Here is a 19,878-nt window from a genome sequence, read left to right as displayed (position 1 = left end):
TATCGAAACATGCCCCGTCCTTCGAAGCTGATCCCTGCCCTGCTTCTCGGCCTGCTCCCGGGCCTTCTGGCCAGCGGCGACGCCATCGGCCAGGACAAGCCGCCGCCGAGCAACATGCCAGGCTTCCGCCAGGGCTTCCCGCCGCTGCCCACCAGCAAGCCGCCGGCACTGCCCCCCGGGCCGCAGGCGGGCGTGGTGCCCCCCAGGCCGCAGGCCGGCACGGTGCCCCCCGCGCCGCAGGCCGGCATGGTGCCCGGCAAGCCGGGCGCGCCGCCGGCCGCGGGCACCGGGCGAATGGTCTCCTCCGGCACCGGCTTCGTCGTCGCGCCGGGGCGGGCGCTGACCAATGCGCATGTGGTGGAACGCTGCCGCGCCTTGCGCGTGCGCCTGGCCGATGGCACGGACGCCACCGCCCGCGTGCTGCGCGCCGACCGCCAGCGCGACCTGGCACTGATCGAGGTACCGCGGAATTCCGGCCCGGCCCTGTCCTTCCGGCGCGAGATGAATATCCGCCGCGGCGAAGGCGTGGTGACCTACGGCTTCCCGCTCGCCGGCATGCTGTCCTCCGGCCCGACGCTGACGACGGGGGAGGTCTCGGCCCTGGCCGGGCTGGCGGATGACCAGCGGCAGTTCCAGATCTCCGCCCCGGTGCAGCCGGGCAATTCAGGCGGGCCGCTGCTGGATCTCGCCGGCCATGTGGTGGGTGTGATCGTCTCCAAGCTCAACGCCGCCCGCGTGGCCCAGCGCACCGGCGACATCCCGCAGAACGTGAATTTCGCGGTGAAGGGGAACGAGGCGGTGGATTTCCTGCGCGATGCCGGCATCGCGCCCAGCCTGGCGGACGGCCCGGCGCGCACGGCGGCGGAGGTGGGCGAAATCGCGCACCCCTCCACCCTGTTCATGCGCTGCATGGGCTAAGCGCGGCGCAGCATCCAGGCGACCACGGCGGCCAGCAGGGCGGAGGCCACCCACCAGGGCTGCCACACGCCGAAGGAAAGCTGCCAGGTCACCACCGCCGACACCGCCATGCCAAAGCCCGCCGGGCTGGCGCTGGCGGCCAGCAGCGCCGCGGCGCCCAGCGCCGCACCCAGCAGCGCCCCCACCAGCCCCAGTTCCAGCCAGAGCTGCAGGGCGGCGTTGTGGGTGTGCAGCGGCAGGCGGCGGGCCGCCGGCACGCCGAACCAGGCGCGCGCATCCGGGGAGGTCAGGCCGTAGCGGTGGAGGTCGGCGGCCGGGAAATTCTCGCTGCCACCCGGAATCGCGCGGCTGGCCTCCATGCCCCAGCCGAGCAGCGGCTTCTCCGCCACCCGGTCCAGCACGAAATCCCAGATCAGGATGCGATGCGCGGCGGATCGCGGCAGCGGCTCCAGCGACGGCGCCTGGGCCAGGCCGAAGGCGAAGACCAGCGGCGCGGCCAGGCTGAAGGCGGCAAAGCCCAGCGCCGCCAGGCGCGGCACCGCGCGCGGAAGGACCATCGCCAGCCCCGCCGCGACCAGGCCCGCCACCGCGGCGATCTTGGCGGAATCCGCCGGCAGCCACAGCACCACCGCCAGCCCCGCCGCCACCAGCACGCCGCGCAGCGCCCAGGCCATCGGCACCGCCAGAACCAGCGGCAGCAGCAGCATCATCAGCGACATCGCCGGCTTCAGACCGAAGCTGATCATCGGCATGTCCGGAAAGCCGCGTACGGCCAGCCGCAACCAGTTGCCGCTGGCATGATCGGCTGCCGCCAGCGCCAGCCCCACCGCCAGCCCCCCGGCCAGCGCGAAGGCCAGCCGCCTAGGCGCCGTTTCCTCCGCCAGCGCCCGAGCCGCCATCAGCGCCAGGCCCAGCAGCGCCGCCAGGCCGCCGATGGTCTGCAACGCCCGCCCCGGCTCCGGCGACCACAACGCAGCCACCCCGCACCAGCCGAGCAGCGCCACCGCCAGCCAGCCCACACGCTCCATCCGCGGCCAGGGCCAGGCGCCCCGCACGCGCCGATGCGTCACCACCGTCAGCACCAAGGCTACCGTCACGGCCAGCGCCATGGCGCGGAACTGCGCCACGGCGAGACCCGGCGCCACCGCCAGCAGCACCGCCACCGGCGTGGTCGGGCTGCGATGCCAGGGCTGCATCACTTCCGCCCCCCATGCCGCTCCGGCTCCAGCCGCGCCTTCAGGTAGGACAGCAACGGAAACGCCCCCGTGCAGAAGGCCAGCAGCACACCCCAGGCGCCCTCCCGATACCCCTTGCGGGCCACATAGGATTTGAAGGCGCGCGAGACGAAACGCCGCAGATTGCCCGCGAGACTCCCGATATCGCCTGATTCCAGCAGATCCGCCGCCTTGGCCGAGGAATACTTGTCCAGCCGCCGCAGCATGTCCGAAATGTCGCGATCAACCAGGTGCACCAGCGCCCCCTGCTCAATCCGCGGCCCCTGCTGGCCCACCCAATCCAGCCCCGGATGCACCCGCTGCGCCCGCCACTGCTTGGCGCCCCGCCGGAACAACCGCGGCACCGAGGTGGTCCCGAAACTGCCCGCCCAGCCAAAACGGATCAGCCGATCCCCCACATAATTATCGACCATCACCTGATGCCAGGCGAAGCCCGACTCCCCCATCACCCGCCGCACCGCAACCGCCAGATCCGGGCTGACCCGCTCATCCGCATCCACCTCCACCACCCAATCCCCGGTGCAGGCAGCAATGCCGGCATTGCGCCGCGCGCCCTCCAACTCCCAAGCCCCCTCCAACACCCGCGCCCCCGCCGCCCGTGCCAAATCCGCCGAGCCATCGGTGCTGCGGTCCAGCACCACCACCACCTCATCCGCAAACGCCACCGACGCCAAACACGCCGGCAGTCGCTGCTCCTCATTCCGCGCGACAATCAGCGCAGACAGGCGGGGGTGGGACATCGGGTTGGCCTTGGAGAGGGCTGGAAGGTGAGCGCTGGTTGTCTGCAAGGAGGGCTCTGCCCTCCCTGCACCCTCCCGCGAAGGGGCAGTGGCCCCTTCGAACCCAGGGATGAGGGGCAGGAGGGAGGAGGGGCACGGCGGGAGCGTGGATGAAGCGGGCCCGCAGGCCCCTCCTCCCTCCTGCCCCTTAACGGGATTCCAAAGGGACCACTGTCCCTTTGGCGGGGGTGCAGGGGGCAGCGCCCCCTGCAATCACCAGCGCCGGCTTCAGCCCTTTCAGGCCGTCCGATCCCCACCCCCGCTTGTCAACGCCGCTTGCGCCGCGGCAAGGCGGGCGACGGGGACGCGGTAGGGGGAGCAGGAGACGTAGTCGAGGCCGACGGAGCCGCAGAAGTGGATGGAGGCTGGGTCGCCGCCGTGTTCGCCGCAGATGCCGAGTTTCAGATCGGGTTTGGTCTTGCGGCCTTTTTCGGCGGCGATCTGCACCAGGGCGCCGACGCCGTCGATGTCGATGGAGACGAAGGGGTCTTTCGGCAGGATGCCCTTTTCCACGTAGAAGGGCAGGAACTTGCCGGCGTCGTCGCGGGACAGGCCGAAGACGGTCTGGGTCAGGTCGTTGGTGCCGAAGCTGAAGAAGTCGGCGGCTTCGGCGATGCTGTCGGCGATCAGGGCCGCGCGCGGCAGTTCGATCATCGTGCCGACTTGGTAGACGATGTGGTATTTCGTTTCGGCGAAGACTTCTTGGGCGACGCGGTCGACCAGGGCGCGCAGGATTTCCAGCTCGCGGCGTAGGGCCACGAGCGGGATCATGATTTCCGGCACGGGGGCCTTGCCGGTTTCCTGGGCGATGGCGATGGCCGCTTCGAAGATGGCGCGGACCTGCATCTCGTAGATTTCGGGGTAGGTCAGGCCGAGGCGGCAGCCGCGATGGCCGAGCATCGGGTTGGCTTCGGACAGGTCCGCCGCGCGGCGCTGCATGGCGGCGACATCGGCGCCGAGGCTGATCGCCACTTCGGCGATTTCGCTGTCCCGGTGCGGCAGGAATTCATGCAGCGGCGGGTCGAGCAGGCGGATGGTGACGGGAAGCCCCGCCATGATCCGGAACAGCTTGAGAAAATCCTCGCGCTGGAAGGGCAGCAGCCGGGACAGGGCGTCGCGGCGGCCATCCTCGGTGTCGGCCATGATCATCTGGCGCACGGCGCCGATGCGCTCCGGGTCGAAGAACATGTGTTCGGTGCGGCAAAGGCCGATGCCTTCGGCGCCGAATTTCCGGGCGGTCTCGGCGTCCAGCGGCGTTTCGGCGTTGGCGCGCACCTTCATCTTGCGGACGCCATCGGCCCATTCCATCAGGGTCGCGAAGTCGCCGGAGAGTTGCGGCTCGATCATCGGCACGGTGCCGGCGAAGACCTCACCGGTGGCGCCATCGAGCGTGATGGTGTCCCCCGCGTTCATGCGCTTGCCGCCGGCGGTCAGCGTCTGGCCGGCATAGTCCACGGTGACGGAGCCGGCGCCGGCGACGCAGGGCCGGCCCATGCCGCGGGCGACCACGGCGGCGTGGCTGGTCATGCCGCCGCGGGTGGTGAGGATGCCCTTGGCGGCGTGCATGCCGTGGATGTCCTCGGGCGACGTCTCGATGCGGACCAGGATGACGGCCTCGCCCTTGGCGGCGCGGGCTTCCGCTTCATCCGCCGAGAAGACGATGACGCCGCAGGCGGCGCCGGGGCTGGCGGGCAGACCCTTCGCCAAGGCCTTGCGCGGCGCCTTGGGGTCGAGCGTCGGGTGCAGAAGCTGGTCGAGCGCCTTGGGGTCGACGCGCTTGATGGCCTCGGTGCGGTCGATCAGGCCCTCGCGGGCCATGTCCACGGCGATCTTCAGGCTGGCGGCGGCGGTGCGTTTGCCGTTGCGGGTCTGCAACATGTACAGCTTGTTCTGCTGCACCGTGAATTCGATGTCCTGCATATCTGCATAGTGCTTTTCCAGCTTGGCGCGGACTTCGACCAGCTCGGCATAGGCCTTCGGCATGGCCACTTCCATGCTGCGCTCGCCGGGCTTGGCGCGGGATTCGGCCATGGGCTGCGGCGTGCGGATGCCGGCCACCACGTCCTCACCCTGGGCGTTGATCAGGTACTCGCCGTAGAAGAAGTTCTCGCCCGTGGACGGGTCGCGGGTGAAGCAGACGCCGGTGGCGCAATCCTCGCCCATATTGCCGAAGACCATCGCCTGGACGTTCACGGCGGTGCCCCATTTGGCAGAGATCTCGTGCAGGCGGCGGTAGGTATTGGCGCGCGGGTTCATCCAGCTGCCGAAGACCGCGCCGATCGCGGCCCAGAGCTGGGCGTGCGGGTCCTGCGGGAAGGGTTTGCCGGTGACTTCCTCGACCATGTCCTTGTAGCCATCGACCACGCGGTGCCAGTCCTGCGCCTTGAGGTCGGTGTCCTCCGACACGCCGGCATCGAGCTTCACATGCTCGATGATCTCCTCGAAGCGGTGATGGTCCACGCCGAGCACGACGGAGCCGAACATCTGGATGAAGCGGCGGTAGCTGTCCCAGGCGAAGCGCGCATCGCCGGAGGCAGCCGCCAGGCCATCCACGGTCGCGTCGTTCAGGCCGAGATTCAGCACCGTGTCCATCATACCCGGCATGGAGACACGGGCGCCGGAGCGGACGGAGACGAGCAGCGGCTTGTGGTGGTCGCCGAATTTCAGACCCACCGCGTTTTCCACCAGGGCGAGCGCCTCGCTGACCTTGGCGCGCAGCTCCGGCGGGTAGGACTGGCCGTGGTCGTAATAGTAGGTGCAGACCTCGGTGGTGATGGTGAAGCCGGGGGGGACCGGCAGGCCGATGCTGGCCATTTCGGCCAGGTTGGCGCCCTTGCCGCCCAGGAGATTGCGCATATCCGCGCGGCCCTCATTGTGGCCGGCGCCGAAGCTGTAGACCCATTGAGTCATGGACGGCGTTCTCCTGTTTGGACTGTGACGGAGCCCCCAGGGGAGTGGGGGAGGCGCCGCGACTCAGCCTTCGATCCTGGAAAAGTCTGCAACGGTATCCATGCCGCCCCTGAGCCGTGCGAGCAAGCGCAGCCGATTGGCGCGGGTTGCCGGATCGGGGTCGTTGACGATGACCTTGTCGAAAAACGCGTCGAGCGGGGCGCGGAGCGCGGCCAGCGCGGACATGGCGGCGGCGAAGTTTTCGGCGGCCAGGGCCTGCGCGACGGTGGGTTCGGCGGCGTCGAGGGCGGCGGCGAGCGCCTGTTCCTCCGGCGCCGTCAGCAGGTTTGTGTCCACCGCGCCGGTGTGCGGGCCGTCTTTCTTGTCCTCAATCCGCAGAATGTTGGCGGCGCGCTTGGCGGCGGCGAGGAGGTTGGGGCCATCCGCGCCCTCCACCAGCGCCTTCAGCGCCTCGGCGCGGGAGAGCAGGCGGAGGAGGTCGTCCTCCCCGCCCTGGCCAAAGGCGGCGGCGACCAGGTCGTGGCGCGCACCCTCGGCGCGGAGTTGGACGCGGAGGCGTTCGGCGAGGAAGTCGAGCAGCCCGGCGGCGAAGGCGGCGACCATCGGCGGATGGGCACCGCGGGGGGCGGGCTGCCAGCCGGTCTTCAGCTTATCCTGCGCCACCGCCATGCCGAATTCGGGATTGGCGGTTTCGCCCAGCGCCTGGGGGAAACCGAAGAAGGCCTCGGCCAGCGCATCCTCCAGCCGCAGCCGCAGGCGGTTTTCGCGGATGATGCGGATGGTGCCCAACGCCGCGCGGCGCAGGGCGAAGGGGTCGCCGGAGCCGGTGGGGCGTTCGTCCACGGCGAAGAAGCCGGCCAGCAGGTCCAGCTTGTCGGCCAGCGCCACGGCAATGGCGACCGGCTCGGCCGGCACCGCATCGCCCGGGCCGAGCGGCCGGTACTGGGTGCCGATGGCCTCCGCCACCCGCGTATCCTCGCCCTGGTGCAGCGCGTAGTAGCGGCCGATGGTGCCCTGCAATTCGGGGAATTCGCCGACCAGACCGGAGGCGAGGTCCGCCTTGGCCAGCTTCGCCGCCCGCGCCGCGAGTGCCGGGTCCGCGCCCACATGCGGCGCCAGCCAGCGGGCGAGGCGCTCCAGCCGCGCCACGCGCTGCCCCTGGGTGCCGAGCTTGGCGTGGAACACGACCGAGTCCAGCTTGGGCAGGAAATCTTCCAGCTTCTGCTTGCGGTCCTGGTCCCAGAAGAAGCGCGCATCAGACAGGCGGGCGCGCAGCACGCGTTCGTTGCCCGCGATCAGCGTCGCGCCGCCATCGATGGCGGCAATGTTGGCCACCAGCCCGAAGAAGGGCGCGGCGCCGCCATCCGGCCTGGTCATCGAGAAGTAGCGCTGGTTCACGCGCATGGTGGTGCGCATGAGCTCCGGCGGCAGGTCCATGAAGGCATCGTCGATACGGCCGAGCAGCGGCACAGGCCATTCGACCAGCCCGGCCACCTCCTCCAGCAGCCCACGATCCGGCACCACGGCGACGCCCTGCTCGGCAGCGAGCTTTGCCAGGCCGGTCTCGATCCGTGCCATGCGCGCGCCAGCATCCGGTTCCACGAAGCGGGCGCGCAGGCCGGCTTCGTAATCGGCCAGGCCGGTCACGGTGAAGGCGCGGTCGCCAGCCGCCATGATGCGGTGGCCCTCGGTGAGGTTGCCGCTTTCCATGCCCGGCAGCGCCTCAATGGCGAAGGGCACCACGGCGCCGTCGAGCAGGCACAGGATGCGGTGCAGTGGGCGGACCCAGGTGAAGGGGCCGTTCCAGCGCATGGATTTCGGCCAGCCGAAATTCTGGATCAGCCCAGGCAGCACCTGCGCCAGCAGCGTGGCGGCGGCGATGGTCTCGCCCGGCTTCTGCAGCACCCAGAAGCCGTTCTGCTCAACCAGTTGTTCGCGCGTCGCGCCGTGCTTGCGGAGAAACCCGTCCAGCGCCGCGGCGGGCGCGGCGGTGCGCGGGCCGCGTTCTTCCTTGCCCTCGGTCGTGACTTCGGCGCGCAGCGTGGCGGACAGGCCGATGCGGCGCGGGCCGTAGAACGGCTTGGGCGCCCCTTCCAGCAGCGGCGCCGCGGCGGTGGCAAAGGCCTTCGCCAGATCCTCCGCGCCGCGCGCCTGCATGCGCGCCGGGATCTCCTCGGAAAAGAGTTCGAGCAGAAACTCCGGCATCAGATCGCGGCCTTCACATCGGTCTCGGAAAAATCAGCGCCCTTGAACAGCAGCGACGCATTGCGCTCCCGCGCCAGGGCATAGGCGAAGCAGTCGCCGAAATTCAGCGCGGCCTTGTGGCGACCCTTGCCGAAGCGGCGCCAGGCTTCCAGCGCCAGGCGCGCCTGGGCCTCGGTGAAGGGCACCACCTCCGCCCCGGTATCGGCCAGAAGCTGGTCCATGCGCGGCCGAATCGCAGGGCCGGCCTGGCTCTCCGCCACCATGCCGAGTTCCAGCAGGGTGGCGGCGGAAACCGCCACCTCCGGCGCCTCGGCCAGCATCGCGGTGAAGCGCTCGGCCTCCGGCTCCTGCCGAAGGATGGCCATGAATGCGGAGGTATCGACGATCACTTCGGCAGGCCGTTCTCGTCATAGAGGTCGCTGTGGTCGCTGCTGCCACCGGGCGGGAACAGCTTGGCGGATTCCCGGCCGATCGCCATCAGCGCCTCATACTTCCGGCGTGCCTTGTCGTCCCGCACGGCGCGTTCGCTGGCCAGGCGGCTCTGCACCGCCTCCCGCAGCGCCGCGGTGGTCGTGGTGCCGAGAAGCTCCGCCAGCGCCTTCGCATCGGCGATCAGCGCGTCGTCCTTGATGTTCAACTGGCCCATGGCGCCCTCATGGTAGAATGGCGGCGCATCATGGTAGAAAACGGTGGCAAAGTCACGCGGTCTCGCCCGCGACCCAGGCCTCGCAGCAGCCCTTCGCCAGCGCCCGGACGCGACCGATATAGGCGGCGCGCTCCGTCACACTGATGGCGCCGCGGGCGTCCAGCAGGTTGAAGCGGTGGGAGGCCTTGATGCACTGGTCATAGGCCGGCAGGGCCAGCGGCGGGTCATAGGCCAGCAGCGACTGGCATTCCTTCTCCGCATCCGCAAAATGCTGGAACAGCAAGGCGGTGTCGGCACCCGAAAAGTTGTGGTGGCTGTATTCGACCTCGGCGCGGCGGAACACCTCGCCGTACTTCACGCCCCCCCTGCCTTCCACGGCTCCGTTGAAATCCAGCTCATACACGTCGTCCACGTCCTGGATGAACATCGCCAGGCGTTCCAGGCCGTAGGTCATCTCGAAGGACGGCACCTCGCAGGTGATGCCGCCGACCTGCTGGAAATAGGTGAACTGGCCCACTTCCATCCCGTCGCACCAGATCTCCCACCCCAGGCCCCAGGCGCCGAGCGTCGGGCTTTCCCAGTCATCCTCGACGAAGCGGAAATCATGCTTCATCGGGTCCAGGCCAAGGTCGCGGTAGCTGGCCAGCAGCAGGTCCTGCGCATCGGCCGGGCTCGGCTTCATGATGACCTGGTACTGGTAGTAGTGCTGCAGCCGGTTCGGGTTCTCGCCATAGCGGCCATCGGAGGGCCGGCGGGAGGGCTGCACATAGGCGGCCGACCAGGGCTTCGCCCCCAGCGCCCGCAGCGTGGTCGCCGGGTGGAAGGTGCCGGCGCCCACTTCCATGTCGTAGGGCTGCAGGATCAGGCAGCCCTGCGCGCTCCAGAAATTGTGGAGTCGCAGGATGATGTCCTGGAAGGAAGGGGGTTTTGCGGACATGCCGAGTGCGGGTCTTGCCGGGAAGGTTTCGGCCGCTTCAATACCCCCCCGCCGCCCCAACCGGCAAGCAAGGGACCCCTTCATGACCGAGACCGAGCGCCTGATCCGCGCCTACTACGCCGCCTTCAACGCCGGCGACCGCGCCGCCATTCTGGCGCTGCTGACGGATGACGTGATCCACGACCCGAACCAGGGCAGCCGCCGCACCGGCAAGCCCGCCTTCACCGAATTCCTGGCCGGCATGGACGCCGCCTATGCCGAGCGGATCGAAGATCTGGTGGTGATGGTGGATTCCACCGGCACCCGCGCCGCGGCGGAATTCATCGTGCAGGGCCAGTACCTGCGGACGGAGGATGGACTGCCGGAAGCGCGCGGCCAGCGCTACACCCTGCCCGCCGGCGCCTTCCTGACCATCCGGGCCGGCCGCATCGCCCGCGTCGCCACCCAGTACAATTTGCCTGAGTGGGTTGGTCAGGTCTCCGTCTGACCAACAAAATCCAGGATCAGCCGGGCGAGTTCGTCCGCGGCCTCGATCGGCATCATGTGGCCGCTGCCCTCGATGATGTGCAGGCGGGCGCCGGGGATGCCGGTGGCGAGTTCCTCGGATTCCGCCACGCTGCGCAGCGCATCCTGCGCCGCGGCGACCACCAGGGTTGGGCAGGTGATCTCGGCCAGGCGCGTGTCGAAGGCCGGGCGGGTCAGCAGCGACTGGCGCAGGAATACCGCGCCGCCCAGCCGGTTGCCCATGCCGCGCAGCCGGTCCACCAGCGCCAGGTCGCCGGCACGGTCCGGGTGCAGGCCGCGGGCGATGGCGGCGCGGCTCATCCCCCGGAAGGCCTGGTCCGGCGTGCGGCCCGCAATGGCATGGCGACGGGCCTGCTGCGATGCGCTGTCACCGCGGGCGGAGGTGCCGACCAGCACCAGCGCCTGGACGCGCTCGGGCGCCATCCGCACCACCTCCCGCGCCACGAAGCCGCCCATGGAGAAGCCGACCAGCACGAAACGCTCCGGCGCCTGCGCCAGCACGCGGGCGGCCATGGCCTGCATGGTGTCGTCCTGGAACAGGTCGCCATGGTGGATCGGGCCGAGCGGGGCCAGCAGCGGCGCCATTTCGTCCCAGAGCCCGGCATCCAGCATGAAGCCGGGCAGCAGCACGAGGCTCATGCGCCTGGCCCCTGCCGCGTGGGAAGGCAGGGTGACGCGGTAAGAAAGACCATCATGCCCGAGACCATCCAGTGCGTTGCGGGCCGCACCACCGGATAAATTGGCGGCCTGGTCAAGGACAGGGCCGCCACGCCGTTCAGCCCGCCATCGCCTGCCCCTCCGCGGCGGGCAGATACAACGTCACGCGCGTTCCGGCGCCGGGGCGGCTTGCCAGTTCCATTCCGCCGCCGACCTGCCGCAGCATGCCCTGGACCATGCTGAGCCCCAGCCCGCTGCCCTGGCCCGGCGGCTTGGTGGTGAAGAAGGGCTCCGCCGCCCGCGCCAGCACCTCCGCCGTCATGCCCTGGCCGGTATCGACAAGGTCGATCGCGACATGGGCGCCCGCCGCCATCCCGGGCGACAGCGGTGCCGTGACGTGGGCGTTGCGGGTGGTGAGGATCAGTTGGCCGCCCTCGGGCATCGCATCGCGCGCATTGATCGCCAGGTTCAGGATCGCCAGCTCCAGCTGGTTACGATCCGCCCGCGCCAGCCACAGCTCTGGCGCCCCGGCGGTGATGACGCGCACGCCCTGGCCCAGCGTGCGGGCCAGCAGCGCCGCCATCTCCGCCAGCGACCGGTTCACATCCACCGGCTCCAACGCCATCGGTTGTTGCCGGACGAAGGCCAGCAGCCGCGCGGTGAGCGCGGAGCCGCGCTCCACGCTGCGATGCGCCTCCGCCAGCAGGGCCATGGCGTCGGCGCCATCGGTCTGCCGGCCGAGCAGCTTCAGGCAGCTCGCCATGGCCAGGAGCACGTTGTTGAAATCATGCGCCACGCCGCCTGCCAGTTGGCCCAGCGCCTGCATCTTCTGCGCCTGCAGCAGGGAGGCTTCCACCTGTCGGTGCTGGGTGATGTCCCGCGCCCGGCCCAGAATGGCGTGCACGGTGCCGTCCGGACCCAGCAGCGGCAGGTACATCGCATCATAGGTCAGCGTTTCACTGCCGTAGGTGATGGTCGGCTCATAGGCATAGGCCTGGCCACTGGCGCGCACACGCTCCAGCCCCGCGGTGATCAGGCCGCCGAATTCCTCACCCAGGACCTGGACCGGCGTCCTGCCGAGAACATCCTCCAGCCTCGCTCCTGTGCGCGCCAGGGCCACCGGGTTGATGGACTCATAAAGGAAGGTCCGGTCCTGCGTGACGCGAACCTGGAACAGGCATTCGGGCGAATGGTCGAAATAGACGCTCAGGGCAGCGGCGGCGGTCGAAGCCAGACCGCCCAGATCGGCCGGCCTTGTGGCCTTCGCCGCGAGCCGCGCGGGTTTGGCCGGACGGTAGGGGGGTGGCCTGGCCACGCGCGTGACCGGCAGATGCGCCGACCGCGACAGTTGCGGGCTCCGCCCGAGCTCGGTCTCGCCGGCCATCCTGAGCGCCTGGAGCCCGGCCGGGTCGCCGGGCCCATCAAAACCCTTCCCCGCCGCACCGCCTGTCCTTAACCCGCGCATGGCGAAATCCGAGACTGTTATGCAATGAACGATAGCGGCGTCCCGTTGCACAAAGACAACGTAATCTTCACCCGCTCGTCTCAATTTGATGTGATTGGCACATCTTTCAGGCGAAACTCCTACAGCCCCAGCCGCGCCCAGGCCGCCCGCTCCTCCACCGCCGCCATCGCGCCTTCCGCCAGCGCCGCGCCGGAGAACAGGCGCAGCGGCCAGGGCGGGCGGCGGGCGCCGATCGGCACGATCTGCGCCTTGTCGCCATGCCGCGCGCGCAGCTCCGCCGTCACCTCCCCCAGCCGGTCCGCCAGGCCAAGTTCCACCGCGCGCCGGCCAATCCAGAAGCGGCCGCTGAATAATTCGGCCTCCGGCGCCTTCAGCCTTGCCCCGCGGCGTGCGCGGACCCAGTCGCGGAACACCTCATGCAGTTCGGCCAGCAACGCCTCCAGCCGCGCCACATCCTCCGGCCGTTCCGGGCGGAAGGGGTCGAGGAAGCTTTTCTCTGTCCCCGCCGTGTACATCCGCCGCTGCACGCCGAGGCGGCCGATCGCCTCCTCCAGCCCGAAGCCGGCACTGATCACGCCGATGGAGCCGAGGATGCTGGCCGGGTCCGCCACGATCTCATCCGCCGCGCAGGCCAGCCAATAGCCGCCGGAAGCCGCGGCATCCTCGACATAGGCGGTGACCTTAACCTTCTTCTTGTCCGCCAACCGGCGGATGCGCTGCGCCACCAGGCTGGATTGCACCGGCGACCCGCCCGGGGAATTCAGCACCAGCGCCACCTCCGCCAGGCGCTTCATGCCGAAGGCGCGGTCGATCAGCGGGCCGCTGGCCTGGGCGCTGATGCCTTGTGCGGCGAAGGGGCTGGCGCCGCGGGCGGCGATGGTGCCGGACAGGCGCAACAGGGCAATCCGGGGCGGCTTGGACAGGAAGGGGAGGTTCATCCCGGATAGATGCGCCGCCGCGACAGCCGCACAAGCGCCCCCCTTCCACCGCCGCCGCCCGCGCGCCATTGTCCCGGTGACACCAGAGAGTGACCAATGGCCAAGCCCCTCCCCGTTCTGATTGCCGGCGCCGGCCCGGTCGGCATGGTCGCCGCAGCCTATCTCGCGGGGGAAGGCATCCCGGTCACCATCGTTGAACAGGCCGAGGCGCTGCCGACCGACCTGCGCGCCTCCACCTTCCATCCGCCGACGCTCGACATGCTGCAAAAATTCGGGGTGGTGGAGAGCCTGATCGCGCAGGGGCTGGTCTGCCCGAACTGGCAGTTCCGCGACCGCGCCACAGGGCCGATCGCCACCTTCGACATGGGCGTGCTCTCGGCCGATACGGACCACCCCTACCGCCTGCAATGCGAGCAGTGGCGGCTGACGCAGATGCTGCGGGACCGCATGGCGGCGAACTCGGACGTCAGCTTCATCTACGATGCCCGCGCCGCGGATGTGGCGCAGGATGCGGATGGCGTGACGCTGGCGATCGAGCGCATCGACGGCAGCACGGAGAAGCTCGCCGGCTCCTACCTGATCGGTGCCGATGGCGCGCGCAGCGCGGTGCGCCGGGCGGTCGGCACCGAATTCCGCGGCCAGACGATTCCCGAAATCTTCCTCTCGCTTTCCACCACCTTCCCCTTCCATGAGGCGATCCCGGACCTCGCCGACATCTCCTACATCTCCGATCCCGAGGAATGGTTCGTGCTGCTGCGCACCGCGTCCCTGTGGCGCGTGCTGTTCCCGACCGATCCGCATGAGACCGAGGAAGCGATGACGGCGCCGGCGCGGATGGATGCGCGGCTGCAAGCGGTGGTGCCGAACCCGGCGGGGTATGAGGTGGTGCACCGCACCGGCTACCGGGTGCATGAGCGCGTGGTGGACGAATACGTCCATGGCCGCGTCTTCCTGGCCGGCGATGCCGCCCACATCAACAACCCGCTGGGTGGCATGGGCATGAATGGCGGCATCCATGATGCCTTCAACCTGGCGCAGAAGCTGGCGGAGGTCTGGCGCGGCGCACCGCTGGACAGCATGGGCCGCTACGGCCGCCAGCGCCGCAAGGTGGCGCTGGATGTGGTGCAGCAGCAGGCGCTGCGGAACCGGCAGATCCTGAACCAGCGCGACCCCGCCGCCCGCCGCGCCTATCACGACGAGCTGCGCGCCACGGTGGCCGATCCGGCGAAGCACCGCGCCTATCTGCTGCGCTCGTCCATGATCCAATCGTTGCGTGACCTGGAGGCTGTGGCATGAGCGGACATCCCGAGGCCGAGATCTACCACCGCCAGGGCATGGGCCAAGCCGCCGGCATGGGCAATCGCCCGGCCCTGGTGATCGTCGATTTCGTCGTGGGCTTTGCCGACCCCGCGCATTTCGGCGGCGGCAACATCGCGCCCGCCATCGAACAGACGGTGCATCTGCTGAAATTCGCGCGGCGCCACAGATGGCCGGTGGCGCATACCCGCGTGGTCTATGCCGAGGATGGCTCCGATGCCGGCGTCTTCACGCTGAAGGCGCCGTCCCTGCTGAAGCTGACCGAAACCTCACCGCTGTCGCAGATCGTGCCGGAGCTGGCGCCCAGGGCCGGGGAGCACATCGTGCGCAAGCAGGGCGCCTCCGGCTTCTTCGACACCAACCTGGCAAGCTGGCTGCGCTACCAGGGCGCGGATACGGTGGTGGTCGCCGGCTGCACGACATCCGGCTGTGTGCGCGCCACGGTGGTGGACAGCCTGCAGCACAATTTCCGCACCATCGTGGCCACGGATTGCGTCGGCGACCGCGCGATCGGCCCGCATGAGGCGAACCTGTTCGACATGGGCCAGAAATACGCGGATCTCAAGACGCGGGCGGAGATCGAAGCGGCGGCGGGCTGACCCGCTCAGGCCGCGCTGGGCAGGTTCATCCAGCCCGGCACCCGCGGCGTCAGCACCGCGCCGCCGGCCGAAAGCGTGCCGCCGGCCGCCAGCACATCCAGCCGCAGCAGCGCGAGCCCGTGGCCATCGCGGGCGGAGCGCATCTCGCCCACCTCCACGCCATCCCGCAGCACCGGCGTGCCGCGCGGCGGCAGGCCGCCTTCCACCACCACCGGCACGATGCGGCGCTTCAACAAGCCGCGATACTTGGTCCGCGCCGTAAGCTCCTGGCCCATGTAGCAGCCTTTGGTCCAGGAGACGCCGCCGAGCTCATCGAAACCGCCTTCCAGCAGCACGGATTTCTCCGGCTCCAGGTCGCGGGTGCCGTCATGCAGGCCGAGGCGCAGGCGGTGCAGGTCGTAATCGGCATCCGTCGCATCCGCCGCCACCTGCTGCGCCACCAGGGCGCGCCAGCCGGCCTCCGGCAGGCGGGGGTCGGGCGCGGAGAGGGTGCCGGGCGGTGGCACCGATTCCCCCCAGCCCGCCAGCACGGTGAAATCGGTGGAGGCGTCGCGCAGCGTGACCTTGGCGCGCAGCCGGAAACGCGAAAGGCGCTGTACCAGCAGCGGCACCTGCTCGGCCTCCGCATCCAGCAGCAGGCGTTCGCCTTCGGCCAGGATGAAGAAATCCGCCAGCCACTTGCCCTGTGGCGTCAGCAGGGCAGCCCAGACCGCGCGGCCCGGGCCGGCGGTGGTGACATCATTGGACACCAAGCCCTGCAGGAAGCCGACCCGGTCCGGGCCGGCCACTTCCACAACGCCGCGTCCGGTCAGGAGAGTGATCGGCATCCCCGGCACATGGGCAAGATGCGACGGCGTTGCAACCGAGCCCATGCGGAACGGCCCCTCGCTTGGGGCGATTCCGGGCGCCGTGCTAGGCAGGCGCCGCATGCGCATTCTTTTCGTCACCGCCACCCGGATTGGCGATGCTGTCCTGTCCACCGGGCTGCTGGATCATCTTCTGCGCGCCCATCCCGGCGCCCGCATCACCGTGGCCTGTGGCCCGGCGGCGGCGGGGGTCTTTGCCCGCATGCCGGGGCTGGAACGGCTGATCGTGGTGGCGAAGAAGCGGTTCGAGCTGCATTGGCTGGATCTGTGGTGGCAGGTGGCGCGCACCCGCTGGGACCTGGTGGTGGATCTCCGGGCCTCGGCGCTGGCCTGGATGGTGCCGGCGCGGAAGCGTCTGACGGGCAAGGGCGGCCGACGGCCCGGCCATCGGCTGACCCATCTCGGCGCGCTGATGGGTCTGGCGCCGCCGCCGCTGCCCGTGGCCTGGACCGCGGCGGCGGATGAAGCACGTGCCCTGGCGCTGCTGCCGGGTGGGCCCTGGCTGGTTCTGGGGCCGACCGCCAACTGGTCCGAAAAGGTGTGGCCGGCCGAGCGCTTCATCCGGGTCGCCCGCGCGCTGGTCGCGCCGGGCGGCACGCGGGCGGGGGCACCGGGCGGCGCGCTGGCGGGCGCGCGCATCGCCATCCTCGGCGGGCCGGGCGCCGTCGAACGCGCCATGGCCGCGCCGGTGCTGGACGCCTTTCCGGATGCGGTGGACCTGGTGGGCAACCTGGCCTTGCCGGAGGTGGCGGCGGTGCTGCGCCGGGCGGCGCTGTTCCTCGGCAATGATTCCGGCCTGATGCACCTGGCCGCCGCCACCGGGGCGCCCACCATCGGGTTGTTCGGCCGCAGCAGCGCCGCCGAATACGGCCCCTGCGGCCAACGCGCCGTGGCGGTGGAGGCCGATGGCCCGCCCTTCGAGGCACCGATGACCGCGCTGCCCGAATCCCGCGTGCTGGCCGCGGCGGAACGTCTGCTCGCCGCGCCGGTACCCGCCTCGACTGAACCGGCGTGAGGGTCGCGCATGTCATGGCCGGCGCCGTGCAGGGCGGGGCGGAGGCCTTCTTCGAACGGCTGGTCCTCGCCCAGCATCGCGCCGGGCTGGATGTGCTGGCGGTGATCCGGCGGGAACCGGGCCGCGCCGCCAGGCTGACGGCGGGCGGGCTGGCCCCGGTGCAGCTTGGCTTCGGCGGGAAGCTGGATTGGTTGACGGCCGGGCGGCTGCGCAGCGCGCTGCGCGGCTTCCGACCGCAGGTGGTGGTGGCCTGGATGAACCGCGCCGCCGGCTTCACCCGCGCCGCCACCGATGCGCGCGATGGCTGGGCCATGGCCGGGCGGCTCGGCGGCGCCTATGCGCTGAAGCACTACCGCGGTTGCGACCTGCTGGCCGCCAATACCCAGGGCCTATGCGACTGGATTGCGGCGCAGGGCTGGCCAGCGGGGCGCGTGCGGCTGGTGCCGAACTTCGCCGCCGACCTGGCCGGCACGCCGCCCGCCGCCCTGCCCTTCCCGCCCGGTGCGGTACCGCTGCTGGCCATGGGCCGCCTGCACCCGAACAAGGATTTTCCGACATTGCTGCGGGCCATGGCGTTGCTGCCGCCGGCGGTACATCTGGCGCTCGCGGGCGAGGGGCCGGAGCGTGCGGCGCTGGCGGCGCTGGTGCGCGAACTGGGCCTCGGCAGCCGCGTGGCTTTCCTCGGCTGGCGGCAGGATGTCGGCGCGCTGCTCGCCGCCAGCCGCCTGCTGGTGGTGCCCTCCCGCATCGAGCCGCTGGGCAATGTCGTGCTGGAGGGTTTTGCCGCCGCCCGCCCGGTGGTGGCGACCGCGGCGGACGGGCCGCGGGAGGTGATCCGCCCCGGCGAGACCGGGTTGCTGGTGCCGATCGGCGACCATGCCGCCCTGGCCACCGCCATCGCGCAGGTGCTGCACGACCCGGGCCGGGCCGAGGCACTGGCCTCCGCCGGCCGCGCTGCCTTCCTGGCGCGCCATGCGGAAGCCCCGGTGCTGGCCGCCTGGGCCGCCTTCCTGAATGAGGCCGCCGCGCGAAAGGGACAGGCCTGATGTGTGGCATTGCCGGCCTCGCCCTGAAACAGGGCCTAACCCCCGACCCCGCCATCCTGCACGCCATGCTCGGCGCGCTGGCGCATCGCGGGCCGGATGGGCAGGGCGTGCACATCGCCGACAATGTCGGCCTGGCGCATAACCGCCTGGCGATCATCGACCTGGCCACCGGCGACCAGCCGCTGTTCGCCGGCCCCGCCACGCTGGTCGCCAATGGCGAGGTCTACAACTACCTGGAGCTGCGGGAGGCGCATGCGCTGGTCTGCGCCACCGGATCGGATTGCGAACCACCGCTGCATCTGTACCGCCGCGACGGCGCCGCCGCGATGGCGCAGGCGCTGCGCGGCATGTACGCCATGGCGCTGCATGACCGGGCGACGCGCCGCGTGATCCTCACGCGCGACCCCTTCGGCATCAAGCCCATGTACCTGGCCGAGGTGGCGGGCGGCATCGCCTTCGCCTCCGAACCGCAGGCGCTGCTCGCCGCCGGGCTGGTGCAGCCGCGGGTGCGGGCGGAGGCGCGGGACGAGCTGCTGCAGATCCAGTTCACCACCGGCGCCGAGACCATTTTTGCGGGTATCACCCGCGTGCTGCCGGGGGAGACGGTAGTGATCGCCGATGGCGCGATCGTCGAACGCCACCGCCGCGCCGCGCTGCCCGAGGGCGGACCCGTGCCGGTGACGGAGGAGGACGCGCTCGCCCGTTTGGACATCGCCTTCGAGGATAGCGTCCGCCTGCACCAGCGCAGCGATGTGCCCTATGGCCTGTTCCTGTCCGGCGGCATCGATTCCGGCGCCGTGCTGGCGATGATGGCGCGGCTGAACAGCCAGCCGGTGCGCGCCTTCACCGCCAGCTTCGACGTGCCGGGTGCGGCGGATGAACGCGCGGCCGCGGAAGCCGCCGCCAAGGCCCACGGTGCGCGCCACACCACCATCATGGTGACCGAGGCCGAGGTCTGGCAGCATCTGCCCAAGATCGTCGCGGCGATGGACGACCCGGCGGCGGATTACGCCATCATCCCCACCTGGTTCCTCGCCCGCCGGGCGCGGCAGGATGTGAAGGTGGTGCTCTCCGGCGAGGGCGGGGATGAGCTGTTCGGCGGCTATGGCCGCTACCGCAGCGCCATGCGGCCGCTGTGGCTCTGGGGCCGCCGCCCGCGCGCCACCGGCGCCTTCGACCATGTGAGGGACGTGCTGCGGGAGGCGCCGCGCACTTGGCGCGACGGCATCGCGGCAGCCGAGGCCGCCACCGCCCTGCCCGGCCGCACCCGCCTGCAGGCCGCCCAGGCCGCCGACATCGCCGACTGGCTGCCCAATGACCTTTTAACAAAACTCGACCGCTGCCTGATGGCGCATGGGCTGGAAGGCCGCACGCCCTTCCTGGACCCCGAGGTCGCGGCCTGCGCCTTCCGCCTGCCGGACAGCCTGAAGGTCCGCCGCCGCACCGGCAAATGGCTTTTGCGCGCCTGGACCGCCCGGCATGTGGTGGGCGCAAAGCCCTTCGCCGCCAAGCAGGGTTTTACGGTCCCTGTCGCTGCCTGGATCGGCGGCGTGGGGGAACGCCTCGGCCCGCTGGTCGCGGCCCAGCCGGGGGTGGCGGAGGTGGCGAAGCCGGACCGCGTGGCGGCGCTGTTCCGCAACGCCGCCGGCGACAAGCACCGCGGCTTCGCCGCCTGGCACCTGCTGTTCTACGCGCTGTGGCACCGCGCGCATGTGGAACGGCGGGATACGACCGACGATGTTTGGCAGGTGCTGGGCGGGTAGCCCGGCCTTTCCGCCTCATGGCATAAGTCGAGCCCGATCTTGCCGAAGGAACTCGCC

18 protein-coding genes are annotated in these 19,878 nt (G+C 70.6%); 7 read left to right on the top strand and 11 right to left on the bottom strand.

The window, feature by feature from the left end; all coding sequences use genetic code 11:
- The first annotated feature begins 9 nt into the window (after window positions 1–9).
- Window positions 10–918, top strand: a complete 909-nt coding sequence (locus ACFHNC_RS15385; protein WP_437170107.1) for a trypsin-like peptidase domain-containing protein — start codon at window positions 10–12, stop codon at window positions 916–918.
- On the opposite strand, the gene ACFHNC_RS15380 is transcribed toward ACFHNC_RS15385, so the two are convergent.
- The 7 genes from ACFHNC_RS15380 to ACFHNC_RS15350 all read right to left on the bottom strand — a co-directional run bounded on the left by ACFHNC_RS15380 (window position 915) and on the right by ACFHNC_RS15350 (window position 9,630).
- On the bottom strand, window positions 915–2,114 hold the full coding sequence (locus ACFHNC_RS15380; RefSeq protein ID WP_437170106.1) for an O-antigen ligase family protein: 1,200 nt from the start codon (window positions 2,112–2,114) through the stop codon (window positions 915–917). The genes ACFHNC_RS15385 and ACFHNC_RS15380 overlap by 4 nt on opposite strands.
- Window positions 2,114–2,893, bottom strand: coding sequence for a glycosyltransferase family 2 protein (locus ACFHNC_RS15375; RefSeq protein ID WP_437170105.1), 780 nt, complete (start codon window positions 2,891–2,893; stop codon window positions 2,114–2,116). Before ACFHNC_RS15375 ends, ACFHNC_RS15380 begins: the two co-directional genes overlap by 1 nt.
- 276 nt (window positions 2,894–3,169) lie before the next feature.
- Window positions 3,170–5,842, bottom strand: a complete 2,673-nt coding sequence (gene ppdK / locus ACFHNC_RS15370) for a pyruvate, phosphate dikinase (protein WP_437170104.1) — start codon at window positions 5,840–5,842, stop codon at window positions 3,170–3,172.
- A gap of 63 nt (window positions 5,843–5,905) precedes the next feature.
- A complete protein-coding gene (glyS, locus tag ACFHNC_RS15365; RefSeq protein ID WP_437170103.1) occupies window positions 5,906–8,047 on the bottom strand; it encodes a glycine--tRNA ligase subunit beta in 2,142 nt (713 codons plus the stop codon).
- Window positions 8,047–8,412 (bottom strand): type II toxin-antitoxin system VapC family toxin, encoded by a 366-nt coding sequence (locus tag ACFHNC_RS15360; protein WP_437170102.1) that lies wholly within the window; start codon window positions 8,410–8,412, stop codon window positions 8,047–8,049. The genes glyS and ACFHNC_RS15360 overlap by 1 nt, the downstream gene beginning before the upstream one ends.
- Before the next feature lie 20 nt (window positions 8,413–8,432).
- The gene (locus tag ACFHNC_RS15355; RefSeq protein ID WP_437170101.1) at window positions 8,433–8,693 is read right to left on the bottom strand and encodes a type II toxin-antitoxin system VapB family antitoxin; all 261 of its coding nucleotides are present in this window, start codon (window positions 8,691–8,693) and stop codon (window positions 8,433–8,435) included.
- A gap of 52 nt (window positions 8,694–8,745) precedes the next feature.
- Window positions 8,746–9,630 carry a glycine--tRNA ligase subunit alpha gene (locus ACFHNC_RS15350; RefSeq protein ID WP_437170100.1) on the bottom strand — a complete coding sequence of 295 codons (885 nt, stop codon included), beginning with the start codon at window positions 9,628–9,630 and terminating at the stop codon, window positions 8,746–8,748.
- A gap of 82 nt (window positions 9,631–9,712) precedes the next feature.
- On the opposite strand from ACFHNC_RS15350, the gene ACFHNC_RS15345 reads away from it, so the two are divergent.
- A complete protein-coding gene (locus tag ACFHNC_RS15345; RefSeq protein ID WP_437170099.1) occupies window positions 9,713–10,117 on the top strand; it encodes a ketosteroid isomerase-related protein in 405 nt (134 codons plus the stop codon).
- Here the strand turns inward: ACFHNC_RS15345 and ACFHNC_RS15340 are convergent.
- From ACFHNC_RS15340 to ACFHNC_RS15330, 3 genes are all read right to left on the bottom strand, one after another.
- Entirely contained in the window at window positions 10,102–10,794 is a 693-nt protein-coding gene (locus ACFHNC_RS15340) for an alpha/beta fold hydrolase (protein WP_437170098.1), read from the bottom strand. The two genes, ACFHNC_RS15345 and ACFHNC_RS15340, sit on opposite strands and share 16 nt — an antisense overlap.
- A 136-nt stretch (window positions 10,795–10,930) precedes the next feature.
- Window positions 10,931–12,196: a two-component system sensor histidine kinase NtrB gene (locus ACFHNC_RS15335; RefSeq protein ID WP_437170097.1), complete on the bottom strand. Its 1,266-nt coding sequence runs from the start codon at window positions 12,194–12,196 to the stop codon at window positions 10,931–10,933.
- Between the two features lie 200 nt (window positions 12,197–12,396).
- Entirely contained in the window at window positions 12,397–13,215 is an 819-nt protein-coding gene (locus tag ACFHNC_RS15330) for a S49 family peptidase (protein WP_437170096.1), read from the bottom strand.
- 96 nt (window positions 13,216–13,311) lie between these two features.
- Here ACFHNC_RS15330 and ACFHNC_RS15325 point away from each other — a divergent pair, with 96 nt between their 5' ends.
- Both ACFHNC_RS15325 and ACFHNC_RS15320 read left to right on the top strand, forming a co-directional pair.
- Window positions 13,312–14,511, top strand: coding sequence for an FAD-dependent oxidoreductase (locus ACFHNC_RS15325; RefSeq protein WP_437170095.1), 1,200 nt, complete (start codon window positions 13,312–13,314; stop codon window positions 14,509–14,511).
- Entirely contained in the window at window positions 14,508–15,131 is a 624-nt protein-coding gene (locus ACFHNC_RS15320; RefSeq protein ID WP_437170094.1) for an isochorismatase family protein, read from the top strand. Before ACFHNC_RS15325 ends, ACFHNC_RS15320 begins: the two co-directional genes overlap by 4 nt.
- A 5-nt stretch (window positions 15,132–15,136) precedes the next feature.
- Here the strand turns inward: ACFHNC_RS15320 and ygfZ are convergent, their stop codons facing one another.
- Entirely contained in the window at window positions 15,137–15,958 is an 822-nt protein-coding gene (gene ygfZ / locus ACFHNC_RS15315; protein ID WP_437170093.1) for a CAF17-like 4Fe-4S cluster assembly/insertion protein YgfZ, read from the bottom strand.
- A gap of 100 nt (window positions 15,959–16,058) precedes the next feature.
- Between ygfZ and ACFHNC_RS15310 the strand changes: the two genes are divergently transcribed.
- Genes ACFHNC_RS15310 through asnB form a run of 3 tightly spaced genes read left to right on the top strand, consistent with a single transcriptional unit; the run spans window position 16,059 to window position 19,821 of the window.
- Window positions 16,059–17,012 (top strand): glycosyltransferase family 9 protein, encoded by a 954-nt coding sequence (locus ACFHNC_RS15310; protein WP_437170092.1) that lies wholly within the window; start codon window positions 16,059–16,061, stop codon window positions 17,010–17,012.
- A gap of 14 nt (window positions 17,013–17,026) precedes the next feature.
- A complete protein-coding gene (locus tag ACFHNC_RS15305; RefSeq protein ID WP_437170169.1) occupies window positions 17,027–18,058 on the top strand; it encodes a glycosyltransferase in 1,032 nt (343 codons plus the stop codon).
- Entirely contained in the window at window positions 18,058–19,821 is a 1,764-nt protein-coding gene (gene asnB / locus ACFHNC_RS15300; protein WP_437170091.1) for an asparagine synthase (glutamine-hydrolyzing), read from the top strand. Before ACFHNC_RS15305 ends, asnB begins: the two co-directional genes overlap by 1 nt.
- The last annotated feature ends 57 nt before the right edge of the window (window positions 19,822–19,878 follow it).

It is taken from the genome of Falsiroseomonas sp. E2-1-a4 (assembly GCF_051433165.1).
Taxonomy (GTDB): Bacteria; Pseudomonadota; Alphaproteobacteria; order Acetobacterales; family Acetobacteraceae; genus Falsiroseomonas.
Note: the sequence above shows the minus strand (reverse complement) of the source record. Positions and strands in the feature narration are given on the sequence as shown.

Bases quoted from the DNA above. Each gene is read 5' to 3' on its own strand.
- ygfZ (WP_437170093.1), bottom strand. From the start codon at position 15,958: ATGCCGATCACTCTCCTGACCGGACGCGGCGTTGTGGAAGTGGCCGGC.
- ACFHNC_RS15335 (WP_437170097.1), bottom strand. From the start codon at position 12,196: ATGGCCGGCGAGACCGAGCTCGGGCGGAGCCCGCAACTGTCGCGGTCG.
- ACFHNC_RS15375 (WP_437170105.1), bottom strand. From the start codon at position 2,893: ATGTCCCACCCCCGCCTGTCTGCGCTGATTGTCGCGCGGAATGAGGAG.
- ACFHNC_RS15360 (WP_437170102.1), bottom strand. From the start codon at position 8,412: ATGGCCATCCTTCGGCAGGAGCCGGAGGCCGAGCGCTTCACCGCGATG.
- ppdK (WP_437170104.1), bottom strand. From the start codon at position 5,842: ATGACTCAATGGGTCTACAGCTTCGGCGCCGGCCACAATGAGGGCCGC.
- ACFHNC_RS15305 (WP_437170169.1), top strand. From the start codon at position 17,027: ATGGCCGGCGCCGTGCAGGGCGGGGCGGAGGCCTTCTTCGAACGGCTG.
- ACFHNC_RS15380 (WP_437170106.1), bottom strand. From the start codon at position 2,114: ATGCAGCCCTGGCATCGCAGCCCGACCACGCCGGTGGCGGTGCTGCTG.
- ACFHNC_RS15340 (WP_437170098.1), bottom strand. From the start codon at position 10,794: ATGAGCCTCGTGCTGCTGCCCGGCTTCATGCTGGATGCCGGGCTCTGG.
- ACFHNC_RS15350 (WP_437170100.1), bottom strand. From the start codon at position 9,630: ATGTCCGCAAAACCCCCTTCCTTCCAGGACATCATCCTGCGACTCCAC.
- ACFHNC_RS15320 (WP_437170094.1), top strand. From the start codon at position 14,508: ATGAGCGGACATCCCGAGGCCGAGATCTACCACCGCCAGGGCATGGGC.
- ACFHNC_RS15310 (WP_437170092.1), top strand. From the start codon at position 16,059: ATGCGCATTCTTTTCGTCACCGCCACCCGGATTGGCGATGCTGTCCTG.
- ACFHNC_RS15330 (WP_437170096.1), bottom strand. From the start codon at position 13,215: ATGAACCTCCCCTTCCTGTCCAAGCCGCCCCGGATTGCCCTGTTGCGC.
- ACFHNC_RS15345 (WP_437170099.1), top strand. From the start codon at position 9,713: ATGACCGAGACCGAGCGCCTGATCCGCGCCTACTACGCCGCCTTCAAC.
- ACFHNC_RS15355 (WP_437170101.1), bottom strand. From the start codon at position 8,693: ATGGGCCAGTTGAACATCAAGGACGACGCGCTGATCGCCGATGCGAAG.
- glyS (WP_437170103.1), bottom strand. From the start codon at position 8,047: ATGCCGGAGTTTCTGCTCGAACTCTTTTCCGAGGAGATCCCGGCGCGC.
- asnB (WP_437170091.1), top strand. From the start codon at position 18,058: ATGTGTGGCATTGCCGGCCTCGCCCTGAAACAGGGCCTAACCCCCGAC.
- ACFHNC_RS15385 (WP_437170107.1), top strand. From the start codon at position 10: ATGCCCCGTCCTTCGAAGCTGATCCCTGCCCTGCTTCTCGGCCTGCTC.
- ACFHNC_RS15325 (WP_437170095.1), top strand. From the start codon at position 13,312: ATGGCCAAGCCCCTCCCCGTTCTGATTGCCGGCGCCGGCCCGGTCGGC.